Source organism: Providencia sp. PROV116 (assembly GCF_028482485.1).
Taxonomy (GTDB): domain Bacteria; phylum Pseudomonadota; class Gammaproteobacteria; order Enterobacterales; family Enterobacteriaceae; genus Providencia; species Providencia rettgeri.
Genome location: NZ_JAMPQO010000002.1, coordinates 1 through 12,812, shown reverse-complemented (window position 1 = coordinate 12,812; position 12,812 = coordinate 1). Strand labels below are relative to the sequence as shown.

The following is a 12,812-nucleotide window of genomic DNA, read 5'->3' as shown; positions in this document are numbered from 1 at the left end:
CGTAAACGTAAGTCATAATAAGAGAAGGACAAGTGTTAAAATACCCACTTGCCCTTTTAGGCTTTATTTTTTATTGATAAACACGATAGTTAATGTTAATTATTGTTTACCACATATTGAATGTTGTAACTAAATGACAAATAAACAAGACCTGATTAATACGTTTAATGAATTGGAATCACAAATAAACCAATTTAGCCTTTTGCTATTGGATCAATCAAAGCAAGTACCATTTACAGCCCATGTATTTCAATTACCTTCGGTAATCAAAGGTGAAGAAAATAATGAGATAGAACAAATCGCAGTGGAAGCGGTGGTGAGCCATGATGCAGTAAAAGAAACAATAAAATTAATTAACTTGTTATTTTTACAGAATAAATCAGAAGAAATTAGCAATAAAGCCGCTATCCGCTTACCTGGGGCAATATGTATACAAACCAATTTACAGACGTATCGTGACTTTAATTCATTAATATCAAAGATCAATGAGTTAAAGATGCATATAAAAGCAATAGTCACTCAAGTTAACGAACCACATCGATTCGAATTTATACGTAGCAGTTTACATGGACTGCTAACACTAAATACTTACCGCACCCTCACCTCATTGGTTGATATCGATACGATTAATTTTGGTTGGGCGAATAAAAAAGTCATCAATAAAGTGACCAAAGAAACAGTACTAGACCGCTTACAAGCAAGTTTAGAAAGTGGTCGCTCCCCTCTTCATTTACCTAAAGAACATTGGTTTTTACAATTGGAAAATGAAATTCGCTTAATTGATTCCCTACCCCATAATGCGGTTTTGAAAATTCAACGTCCTGTCAAAGTTCAGCCAATAGCTCGAGTGTGGGATAAAGAACAACAGAAACAAACGCAGTTTGCCTGTGCAACACCTTTATTTGTTTTTGCACTTGAAAAAACGGTGACAGAAATTAAAGTCGGTGAACTCCCCGATTACCATGCAAATAACATTGCTATTCGTAATCGCCCTAAAGCAAAAGCAGTTGAATTATTAATACCACGTTTAAATTTGTATATTGAGCGCTAAAAAAACACCCATCTGTAAAACAGTATGGGTGTTATATATTCGCTAGTTTAATTGGCTAGCTTAAGATTTCATGCTGCCAACCATATCTTCTGGACGAACCCAATCATTGAACTGTTCTTCTGTTAAATAGTTGAGTTTTAATGCAGACTCTTTCAAAGTCAGCCCTTCTTTGTGAGCTTTTTTAGCGATTTCTGCCGCTTTATCGTACCCAATGTGAGTATTTAAAGCTGTTACTAGCATTAATGATTCATGAAGTAATTTTTCAATACGCTCACGGTTTGGTTCAATGCCAATCGCACAGTGCTCATTAAAGCTACGCATACCATCCGCTAACAAACGAACGGATTGTAAGAAGTTATCAATTAGCATTGGGCGGAATACATTCAGCTCAAAATTACCGGATGCACCACCAATATTAACAGCAACGTCATTTCCCATAACTTGTGCGCATAACATGGTTAATGCTTCACACTGCGTCGGGTTAACTTTACCGGGCATGATTGAGCTGCCTGGCTCATTTTCTGGAATTGAAATTTCACCAATGCCGCAACGTGGGCCAGATGCTAACCACCTAACATCGTTCGCGATTTTCATTAAAGAGGCAGCCAAACCTTTTAAAGCACCGTGTGCGTGCACAAGGCTATCGCACGTTGCCAATGCTTCAAATTTATTAGGCGCTGTAACAAATGGCTGGCCAGTTAATTCTGCGATTTTTTTCGCAACACGCACTGCATATTCTGGATGCGTATTTAAACCAGTTCCTACTGCTGTACCACCTAACGCTAATTCGCACACATGCGGAACAGCGTTTTCAATGTGTTTTTCATTATGCGCCAACATTGCAGCCCAACCTGAAATTTCTTGACCTAATGTCAGTGGGGTTGCATCTTGTAAGTGAGTACGACCGATTTTTACGATATCTTTAAATTCTTTCGCTTTTGCATCTAATGTTTGATGCAAAACTTTCAGTTCTGGGAGAAGATGTTCGCGGATTGCGACAACCGCAGCAACGTGCATTGCCGTTGGGAAAACATCATTTGAACTTTGACTTTTATTCACATCATCATTAGGGTGAATAAGACGATCATTGCCACGTTGGCCTCCGAGAATTTCGCTACCACGGTTAGCTAAAACCTCGTTCATGTTCATGTTACTTTGCGTACCAGAACCTGTTTGCCAAATAGCGAGAGGAAATTCCGTTGGATGTTTGCCAGCTAAGACTTCGTCAGCAGCAGCAATGATTGCATCACCGCGCTCTTTGGCTAATAATCCAAGGTCCATATTGACACTAGCAGCGGCTTTTTTTGTGATAGCGAGTGCGTGAATCAACGCAACAGGCATTTTTTCTACAGATATACGGAAATGTTCTAAAGAACGCTGCGTTTGCGCGCCCCACAATTGGTCAGCAGGTACTTCAATTGGTCCCATTGAGTCTTTTTCAATGCGAGTGGCTGCCATTACTATCTCCTTAGGTACATACACAGAATAATTGATTTTAGAATCATCTGCTTGCAGGTAAGCAAATAACCGAGCAGTATAATGCCACAAATTGAATTTCATTTATGAGACTTGGTCGAGCTTATTGTACTGTAGTGAAAAGGAAATCAGTTGATTTTTATGAAAAAGAGAATTTTGCTATGCTTAAAATGATAAACAAAGTCCAAAACTATGACTGGGGCAGTAAAACAGCCCTGACTAAGCTATATGGGATTTCAAACCCTGATAACTTACCTATGGCTGAACTTTGGATGGGAGCTCATCCAAAAGCAAGCTCTGAAGTTCTCGATGAGGAAAAAAATCAAAGCATTCCACTTAATGTCTTAATCGAAAGTGCTCCTGAAACCTATTTAGGCCAGCATGTCGCACAAACTTATCATCGTTTACCTTATTTATTTAAGGTGTTATGTGCAGCTCAACCGTTATCTGTTCAGGTACACCCAAATAAAACTTACGCTGAAGTTGGGTTTGCCAAAGAAAACTCAGCCGGGATCCCATTAGACTCCCCAATACGCAACTATAAAGACGATAACCATAAACCTGAATTAATCTTTGCATTAACGCCTTTTAAAGCCATGAATGCGTTTCGCCCACTCGACGAAATTGCACAATTGCTGGATTTTGTTTCAGCAGCACATCCGGATATTCAGCTATTTGTTCAGGACCCAACTGAAGAAAAATTATCACGTTTATTTGCACAAATTCTTAATCTGACAGGTGAACAAAAAGATTTAGCGCTTGGTGTATTGAAAGCCGCGTTAAATAGCCGACAAGGTGAACCATGGAACTCGATAAAACAAATGGTTAGCCTGTACCCTGAAGATAATGGGCTATTTACCCCACTTCTTCTTAATATCGTTGAATTAGAGCCTGGTGACGCGATGTTCTTATATGCAAGAACACCGCATGCCTATCTTGAAGGTGTTGGGTTAGAGGTGATGGCAAATTCCGATAATGTGCTGCGTGCCGGGTTAACAAACAAGCACATAGATATTCCAGAGCTGATTGCTAATATTGACTTTAAGCCTACGTTTGCAAAGGATTTATTAAGCATTCCCGAAAAATCTGGAAATATCTGGAAATATAATATTCCAGTAGAAGATTTTGCATTTAATATATATTCTATAGACCACTCGGAAGTTGCGCTATCTAACAATAGTGCCTCAATTTTGTTCTGTATTGAAGGCCAGTTAGTTTTGCATTCAGGTAATGATGAAATATGCATTAATTCAGGTGAATCTGTTTTTTTACCGGCTTATGAGAAAAGCATAACCATTAATGGCAGTGGTAAACTAGCCCGAGTATTTAACAAATAGAGTCATATTCTGTATTTAACCGTCTTCATTCAATGAATGGCGGTTATTTAAAACTTTTATAAATTTATAAGTACGGCAATAACGTACTGAAAGGATGGATGTTTATAATGAAAAAGTCATTAGTCGCGGTTGGTGTTATTGTTGCTCTGGGTGCAGTGTGGACCGGAGCTTCATGGTATACAGGTTCTAAAGTAAAAGATGAACTTGATAGAGTAATCCTCAAAACCAACGATTTTTTTGCTGTAAATGTGCCTGAGTCAGGTTTGAATTTTAAAGTAGAAAATTATGAAAAAGGTGTTTTTTCATCTAAAGCGGATATCGTAATCACCTCTGCTGATTCTGCATCACCAGACGACTCTATCGTATTTAAAACGAATATTGATCATGGTCCATTCCCATTATCACAAGTCGCTAAGTTTAATTTATTACCAAAATTAGCAGCGACGCAAATTGAATTAGCTAACAACGCAACAACAAAAGAATTGTTTGAAGCGACACAAGGTAAACCATTTATTCATGGTTCTGCGGTCATTGGCTATAGTAAAAGTATTGATACCAATTTAGAGCTGATCCCTGTCGAATATAAGAAAGATGATGTTTCATTATCTTTCAGTGGTTCTAAGTTTGATGTATCAACGACTTCCGACCTTGCTGCTGTAGATGCAACTTTAGTCACTGATAATTTAGTTATCGGTAAGAAAGATAACTCTGAATCTATGACACTAAAAGGCTTAAAATTAGTCTCTAATGTGACAAAATCACAATATGGCTTCTACACCGGAACCCAGTCATTTGTTATTGCGGATACAGATTTCAACATTCCTGAAACCAAATTCTCTTTTAAAGATTTCAAAATTTCAAGTGACACCTCTATTACTGGCGAAGATGTGAAAGGGAATATTTCTTATAGCATCTCTGACTTAAAAGCATTAGAGCAAAACTTAGGTTCAGGCGAACTGACGGTTGCTATTGAAAAATTAGATGCAAAAGCATTAGGTAAATTCGTTGAGCAATATAATGAAGCTTTAGCACAAGGTTTAGCTAATGGCGACCCAACTGAAGCAACAGAGCGTTTAGCTATGGAAATGATGTCTACGACATTGCCAGAGCTAATGAAGAGCAAGCCGGTATTCACGGTTAGCCCTTTCTACTGGAAAAATGAAGCTGGCCAAAGCTCAATTGACCTAAACATCACATTCAATAAATGGAACCAAGACGAAATTACTGCGTTAGCAATGTCTAACAAAGTTGATGAAGCTATCAAGCAGCTCATTACTTCTTTTGATTTCAATTTAAAACTGAATAAACCAATGGTGATCGAATCAATGACTCAAGCAATGATTTTAGATCAAGGTGTTCCAGTTGATGCTAACACGAAAAAAGAAATGAAAGGCATGGTCACTTCTGAGTTTGAAGGTGTTCAGCAAATGCTGACTTCAGATATGTTCTCTTCTCCGTTTGAAGAAATGTTTATGACGGATGAAGAACGTGCTGAAAAAGCTAAACAGAAAAAATCACCTTGGATGATTGATAGCGAAAATGATTTAACTATGACTATCAAATTTGCAGGTAATGACCTGACATTCAATAATGACAAATATACCTTAGCTGAGTTCCTCACTAAGATGAAAGTGATGTCTAATCCAGAAGATGCATTAGAATATGAAGCAGTCCCTGCTCCAGATGCAGAACCAGCACCAGGAATGGAAGTTGAGCCTGAATTAGCACCTCAAGATGCAGCGCCAGCTAACTAATCTAATTGATATAATTTAATCACAAAAGCCAGTTAATATTAGCTGGCTTTTTTATTTGCATCGCAAAACAAATGTGACATTAATCACATTTGCAATGTAATTAGTGATCGCGTTTCACATTTTTCGTGATTTGCAATTGCCTTTAGCGAAATAAAAGCCAAAATGAGGATAGAAAATAGATAAAGGATCATTCCGTGATTAAAACACATTTACCTTTAACCGATTTACACCGCCATCTTGATGGCAACATCCGTCCAGAAACAATTCTCTCCTTAGCAAAGCAACACCATATTCAATTACCTGCTTCAGAGCTTGAAGCATTACGCCCTCATGTTCAAATTATAGGACAAGAAGCTGACTTAGTCGGTTTCTTAGCAAAACTTGATTGGGGGGTCGCTGTTTTAGCAAACTTAGATGCCTGTCGCCGCGTGGCATTTGAAAATGTTGAAGATGCCTTTAATGCAGGTATTGATTACGCAGAGCTGCGCTTTTCCCCTTATTATATGGCGATGAAACACCAATTGCCTGTTGAAGGTGTCGTTGAAGCCATTGTTGATGGTGTACGTGCAGGGTGCCAACAATTTGATATTAAAATTAATCTAATTGGTATTTTAAGCCGCACTTTTGGCCAACAAGCCTGTACAACTGAGCTGCAAGGATTATTAGCGCATCGAGATCATTTATGCGCATTAGATTTAGCGGGAGATGAGCTCGGATTCCCTGGAGAGCTCTTTGAGTCACATTTTATTAAAGCTAGAGATACTGGGTTAAATATTACTGTTCATGCAGGTGAAGCAGCTGGAGCAGACAGTATTTGGCATGCTATTAAGGTATTAGGCGCACAACGAATTGGTCATGGCGTTAAAGCAATAGAAGATCCTACTCTAATTGAGTATTTAGTAAAACATCAAATTGGCATGGAAAGCTGTTTAACGTCAAATATTCAAACAAGTACAGTTCCATCTTTAGCTCAACACCCATTAAAAAACTTTTTACAACAAGGTGTTCTGGCTTCAATTAATACAGATGACCCTGCAGTTCAAGGGATTGAGTTACGGCATGAATATGAAGTGGCTGCCCCACAAGCCGGTTTAACGGCAGCAGAAATAGAACAAGCACAACGAAATGGTCTGAGTATGGCATTTTTATCGGATAGTGAGAAAAAAATGCTCTTAGATAAAGTCACTACCCGCTAATTTAGATATATTAAGGGCATTAGTTTTAATGCCCTCTTAAATTTAACACTCAAGTTACTCCATATAGCTAGTTCTACGCTGTAAACTAATAGACTGGCACCGTTAATCAACCTGCCCCTTCCTCTAGTTGGCCAACTGAACTTAGCTTAGATACACAATTGTTAATGTATACATTATTAATTATATTGTATGTTGTAACTAAACTAAAGGTGACCTATAAATCAATATGACAAACATAGGGGGTAAATCCCCCCCCCCTCAATCTTAGGTTGATAATCGCTTAGCATAACGCTGAGCAAGTACAGCGCTGACCATCAGTTGTATTTGGTGAAAGATCATCAATGGCAATAAAATAACCCCTACTGTCGCAGCAGGAAACAACACATTCGCCATGGGTACGCCATTCGCTAAACTCTTTTTCGAGCCACAGAAAACGATGGTAATTTCATCTTCTTTGCTAAAACCTAACAGCCGCGCAGCTAACGTATTAAACACAATGACAATAAATAAAATAACGCATGTAACAACCACTATCATCAAGAGTGAAAATGCATCTATTTTCTGCCAAATCCCCTCTACAACGGCTTCACTAAATGCCACGTAAACCACTAACAATATTGAAGACCGGTCAGTCATATTCACTAACTTACGATTACGGTTAATCCAATTGGCAATCAATGGTCGAGATAAATGCCCCACGACAAAGGGTAGCATTAATTGCATTAAGATGGAGCCTATCGCATTGAGTGTATCCATGGCTTTGCTACCATCAGCATCCATCAATAAGCCAACTAAGATTGGCGAAAGAAAAACCCCAAGAATACTCGACGCCGATGCACTACAAATAGCTGCGGCAATATTCCCACCGGCCACTGATGTGAACGCAATTGCTGATTGTACGGTTGCAGGTAAAGCACATAGGTATAAAAAGCCCATATATACCGTCGGTGACATCCATTTAGGTACAATCACCGCGAGTCCTAATCCTACAATAGGAAATACAATAAATGTACTCGCAAAAACCAGGAGATGTAGACGCCAGTGCCCTATCCCCGCCATGATTGATTCACGAGATAACTTGGCTCCATGCATAAAGAACAGCAATGCAATTGCAGCAGTAGTTAAATATTGAAACCCCGTTTTTATGTCACCTTCACAAGGAAAAAGACTGGCTAGAATGACAACACCAATCATGATAAGTAAAAATGGGTCTATTCTCAGTTTAGCTAGCAAATTCATTCGATTATCCATAATAAAAGCCAGTTATGTTAACTGGCCTTATAGTGAGCGTTGATGACGTTAAAATATTTCTTCGATAGTCCGTTTTTCTTTTACCGAACGTATACCTGCTTCAATAAGTTTCATAATATCTATCGCTTCGCTCGGGGTGACAGGATTTGGTTTACCATGGCGAATCGCATCATATATCCCTTGATAATAACCACCATAATTTCCGCGTTGGTTTGGCCAAGATTGAGTTATAAGCTCATCACCTTGTGACAGCGTCACATTACCCATATTGGTATCAATTCCCCAATCAGCCCCTTCTGGACGTTGGCCGCTCTTTAAGCTGTCTTCTTGGGTGTCTAAACCATATTTAACATAGCTACCATTCATACCATGAATAACATATATCGGTGTTGGTGCAGCGGCTAATGTTGTAGCATGTAATACCACTTTTTTATCAGCATATTGCAAAATGGCATGAAAGTAATCCACTGCCTGTGCATTAGGACGGATCATGGCAAGATCAACGTTGATCCCTAACGGCCTACCAAAATATTGTAAGACTTGGTCTAATAAATGCGGACCTAGGTCATACCAAATACCGGCTCCGGGAATATCCGCTTCACGCCAGCGTTGCCTAACTAACGGGCGATAACGGTCAAAATGTGATTCGTAGTATTTAATATCCCCAAGCTTACCTTCTTCTAAGATTTTTTTAACGGTTAAAAAACCGGAGTCCCAACGGCGGTTATGATAAACCGACAGTAATTTTCCAGCTTGCTCCGCTTGTTGTTTCAATTGTTCAGCTTGTGAGACATCTAATGTAAATGGTTTATCAACAACAACGTGTTTTCCCGCTGCTAATGCCGCTTGTGCGAGAGGAAAATGAGTATCATTAGGCGTAGGAATAACGACGAGTTCGATATCTTTATCAGCAAAAATAGCTTCCGGAGAGGCGGCAACATGAACATTTGGCCAATCAGCCTTAACCTTACTCGGGTCACTGCTAGAAATCGTTGTTAAATCATACCCTTCTAAAATGCCAAGGAAGGGAGCATGAAATGTTTTGCTAGCATAGCCATATCCGACGATCGCAACTTTAATTGGTTTAGACATTTAGACCTCATACAACGATAAACACAGGTGGAGATAAAAAGTACCATCAGAAGGAATGAAATGGCAAATAAATCTATGATAGGATTGTAAATTGTCCAGCGACTTCGCCAAAATGGGTTTTATTGATTATGACTTCAGTTTATGACGCTAACCGCATCACTGGCTGGTTATTAGTTCCAGCAATCTATTTGTTATTAACCTTTTTAGCTGTTTGCAGTATGACTGTCATGTATTGCATTAAGTTTTATGAGATTGTCACGACTGTTGACCATTGGACAAGCTTTATTCCTGCCGCATGGTATCTGTCATTCGTGATTACTATTGGGATGACTATTTTCAGTATCCATGTGTTGCAACTCATGTTTTCTCGTTCAAAACATTTCCCTCGCCGCTTTATTATTTGGTTAATGATTTTATTATTGTTAGGTATAAAAACCTTCGCATTTTCACCTATTGATGATGAAACTGCTTTGCAAGTCTTAGCGTGGCCTTTAATTGGTGCAGGTTTCTTTGTCCCTTATTTAAAACGGTCCCAACGTGTAAAAATGACTTTCACACAAGATCGATAAGCATCACATAAATTGCTTGATATCATAATGATAGTTTAACTGGCTTCGGTCAGTTTTTGTTCTTTTTTCATTTCAGGCAATAGCATGACTGATTATCTATTACTCTTTGTTGGAACAGTACTGGTTAACAACTTCGTTCTCGTTAAATTCCTAGGCTTATGCCCTTTTATGGGCGTCTCAAAAAAACTCGAACCCGCCATTGGAATGGGCTTAGCAACGACGTTTGTTATGACATTAGCGTCAATCAGTTCTTGGTTGATTGACACTCTCATCCTCATTCCTCTCGACCTCATATATTTGCGAACGCTAAGTTTTATTTTAGCGATTGCTGTCGTTGTACAGTTTACTGAAATGGTGGTGAGGAAAACGAGTCCAACGCTTTACCGTTTACTTGGTATTTTTCTGCCTTTAATTACCACCAACTGCGCGGTTCTTGGTGTTGCCTTATTAAATATTAATATGTCTCATACTTTTATGCAGTCTGCCGTGTATGGTTTTGGCGCTGCTGTGGGTTTTTCATTAGTGATGGTGTTATTTGCCGCTATTCGCGAACGTTTAGCTGTTGCCAATGTTCCTGCTCCTTTTAAGGGCTCGTCAATTGGGTTAATTACTGCTGGCTTGATGTCTCTCGCGTTTATGGGCTTTAGTGGTTTGGTGAAATTCTAATGATGTCTGTATGGATTGCTATCGGTATATTAGCCGTTTTTGGCCTTATTTTTGGGCTGATTTTAGGGTATGCCTCATTACGATTCAAAGTTGAGGCTGATCCTATTGTTGAACAAGTTGAAGCGATATTACCTCAGAGTCAGTGCGGTCAATGCAGTTACCCTGGCTGCCGTCCTTACGCTGAAGCGGTTGCAAATAATGGGGAAATGATCAACAAATGCGCCCCTGGTGGTGAGCAAGTCATGCTAAAAATCGCTGAGTTGCTTAATGTTGACCCCCAACCAATCGATGGTGGTGAAGCCGCGCAAAATCCAGTTCGTAAAGTTGCTATTATCGATGAAGAAAACTGCATCGGTTGTACTAAATGCATTCAAGCCTGCCCTGTTGATGCTATTGTGGGTGCAACCCGCGCCATGCATACCGTTATTGAAGATTTGTGCACAGGATGTGACCTGTGTGTAGCCCCTTGCCCTACCGATTGTATTGAGCTTGTTCCCGTGAAAACCACCACAGCCAATTGGAAATGGGATTTAAACACCATCCCAGTCAAAAATATCAATGTTGAACCCAATGAACCATTTGTAACTAAAGCAAGGGGTGAAACTCATGCTTAAGCTCTTTAATTGGTTGAAAAAAGATAATATTTGGGATTTCAAAGGTGGGATCCATCCGCCTGAAATGAAGCTACAATCAAGCCAAACACCAATGCGTATTGCATCAATACCTGATGAACTGGTTATCCCATTACAACAACATTTAGGCCCTGAAGGTGAGCTGATTGTTCAAGTCGGTGACTTCGTTTTAAAAGGCCAGCCTTTAACTAAAGGCCTTGGACGTACTGTGCCTGTTCATGCTTCAACTTCAGGGGTTATCACTGCGATTGAACCCATGGTGACAGCGCATCCTTCTGGCTTAAAAGAGTTGTGTGTACGTATTGCATCCGATGGCCAAGATACATGGTGTACTTTATACCCCGAGCCTAACTACGTTCAATTAACCCGCGCTGAATTACTACAGAAAATTGAACAAGCGGGTATTGCGGGTCTCGGCGGTGCTGGTTTCCCAACCGCATCAAAATTGGCAGGTGGTCAAGATGCAATTAAAACATTAATTATTAATGCGGCTGAATGCGAACCTTATATCACAGCCGATGATAGATTAATGCAAGAACATGCACAGGAAGTTATTGAAGGCTGCCGTGTTTTACAGCATTTATTGAACCCAGACCAGGTACTAATTGGTATTGAAGACAATAAACCCGAAGCTATTCGTGCACTTAAAGATGCAATCACCTCGCAAGACAAACAAATATTCATTCGAGTTATACCAACCAAGTACCCATCAGGTGGTGCTAAACAGCTGACAAAAATTTTAACGGGAAAAGAAGTGCCATCCGGTGCGCGTTCTTCACAAATTGGCGTGTTAATGCAAAACGTCGGTACTGTGGTTGCTATCAAACGCGCGGTTATCGATGGCCAGCCATTAATCGAACGAGTAGTCACGGTCACAGGCGAAGCAATCAGCAAACCGGGTAATTTTTGGGCTCGTTTAGGGACTCCAGTTAAACATCTATTACAGCAATCAGGTTTTAACCCTGAACCAGAACAAATGGTGATTATGGGAGGGCCTTTAATGGGCTTTACCCTGCCCGACTTAAATGTTCCTGTCGTGAAAATTTGTAACTGTTTACTGGTTCCTACCATGGAAGAAATGGGGCCTAAAGCACTAGAAGAAGCGTGTATTCGTTGTGGGTTATGTGTTGAAGCCTGCCCTGCTGCGCTACTACCTCAGCAACTTTACTGGTTCAGTAAAGGAGATGAACACGAAAAAGCGCAAAAACATAATTTATTTGACTGCATAGAGTGTGGTGCATGTGCTTATGTGTGCCCGAGTAATATTCCGTTAGTACAATATTACCGTCAAGAAAAAGCAGAAATTCGTGAAATTGCTCAAGAAGAGCGCCGTGCTGCTGAAGCAAAATTGCGTTTTGAAGCAAAACAGTTGCGTATGGAACGTGATAAACAAGCACGAGAAGAACGCCATAAAAAAGCGGCTGTGCAAGTCGATAGTGCAGATAAAGATGCCGTTAATGCGGCTTTAGCACGAGTTAAAGCCAAACAAACGCTGACAGCGGAACCCATTAAGATTGTTTCCGGTGAACTCCCAGACAATAGTTCAGTAATCGCCGCTCGCGAAGCTCGTAAAGCCCAAGCTCGTGCTAAACAAGCTGAAAAGCTGGCTAATGCACAAACAGAAACTGTTGATATAACAGCAACGGATGATCCCCGTAAAGATGCTGTCGCTGCGGCTATTGCGCGTGCCAAAGCTAAAAAAGCCGCTCAAGAGCAACCTGCCACGCCGCCAGTCGCTGATGCGGTAGCGAATACCGAAGTTGATCCACGTAAAGCGGCTGTCGCTGC

Annotated in this window: 11 protein-coding genes; 8 read left to right on the top strand and 3 right to left on the bottom strand. The window is 40.0% G+C overall.

What is annotated here, in order from left to right:
- Positions 1-133: 133 nt before the first annotated feature.
- Positions 134-1,051 (top strand): DNA replication terminus site-binding protein, encoded by a 918-nt coding sequence (tus, locus tag PSE72_RS01620; protein ID WP_217007714.1) that lies wholly within the window; start codon positions 134-136, stop codon positions 1,049-1,051.
- 60 nt (positions 1,052-1,111) lie between these two features.
- On the opposite strand, the gene fumC is transcribed toward tus, so the two are convergent.
- Positions 1,112-2,509, bottom strand: a complete 1,398-nt coding sequence (fumC, locus tag PSE72_RS01615; RefSeq protein ID WP_004910966.1) for a class II fumarate hydratase — start codon at positions 2,507-2,509, stop codon at positions 1,112-1,114.
- A gap of 179 nt (positions 2,510-2,688) precedes the next feature.
- On the opposite strand from fumC, the gene manA reads away from it, so the two are divergent.
- The 3 genes from manA to add all read left to right on the top strand — a co-directional run bounded on the left by manA (position 2,689) and on the right by add (position 6,814).
- Positions 2,689-3,864: a mannose-6-phosphate isomerase gene (manA, locus tag PSE72_RS01610; RefSeq protein WP_109912254.1), complete on the top strand. Its 1,176-nt coding sequence runs from the start codon at positions 2,689-2,691 to the stop codon at positions 3,862-3,864.
- Positions 3,865-3,971: 107 nt separating this feature from the next.
- Entirely contained in the window at positions 3,972-5,618 is a 1,647-nt protein-coding gene (locus PSE72_RS01605; RefSeq protein WP_226537849.1) for a YdgA family protein, read from the top strand.
- 194 nt (positions 5,619-5,812) lie between these two features.
- Entirely contained in the window at positions 5,813-6,814 is a 1,002-nt protein-coding gene (gene add, locus PSE72_RS01600; RefSeq protein ID WP_272690873.1) for an adenosine deaminase, read from the top strand.
- Between the two features lie 264 nt (positions 6,815-7,078).
- Here add and PSE72_RS01595 read toward each other — a convergent pair whose 3' ends face one another.
- Together PSE72_RS01595 and PSE72_RS01590 are read right to left on the bottom strand one after the other, a co-directional pair.
- Positions 7,079-8,053 carry a bile acid:sodium symporter family protein gene (locus PSE72_RS01595; RefSeq protein ID WP_272690872.1) on the bottom strand — a complete coding sequence of 325 codons (975 nt, stop codon included), beginning with the start codon at positions 8,051-8,053 and terminating at the stop codon, positions 7,079-7,081.
- A 60-nt stretch (positions 8,054-8,113) separates the two neighbouring features.
- Positions 8,114-9,157: an oxidoreductase gene (locus tag PSE72_RS01590; RefSeq protein ID WP_115167218.1), complete on the bottom strand. Its 1,044-nt coding sequence runs from the start codon at positions 9,155-9,157 to the stop codon at positions 8,114-8,116.
- A gap of 128 nt (positions 9,158-9,285) precedes the next feature.
- Here PSE72_RS01590 and PSE72_RS01585 point away from each other — a divergent pair, with 128 nt between their 5' ends.
- From PSE72_RS01585 to rsxC, 4 genes are all read left to right on the top strand, one after another.
- Positions 9,286-9,726: a DUF2569 domain-containing protein gene (locus PSE72_RS01585; RefSeq protein ID WP_115167217.1), complete on the top strand. Its 441-nt coding sequence runs from the start codon at positions 9,286-9,288 to the stop codon at positions 9,724-9,726.
- A gap of 84 nt (positions 9,727-9,810) precedes the next feature.
- Positions 9,811-10,392, top strand: a complete 582-nt coding sequence (gene rsxA, locus PSE72_RS01580; RefSeq protein ID WP_004910983.1) for an electron transport complex subunit RsxA — start codon at positions 9,811-9,813, stop codon at positions 10,390-10,392.
- Positions 10,392-11,006 (top strand): electron transport complex subunit RsxB, encoded by a 615-nt coding sequence (gene rsxB, locus PSE72_RS01575; RefSeq protein WP_109912259.1) that lies wholly within the window; start codon positions 10,392-10,394, stop codon positions 11,004-11,006. The genes rsxA and rsxB overlap by 1 nt, the downstream gene beginning before the upstream one ends.
- Positions 10,999-12,812, top strand: a 1,814-nt coding sequence (gene rsxC / locus PSE72_RS01570; protein ID WP_272690871.1) for an electron transport complex subunit RsxC, incomplete at its 3' end; no start/stop codon positions are given. The genes rsxB and rsxC, both read left to right, overlap by 8 nt.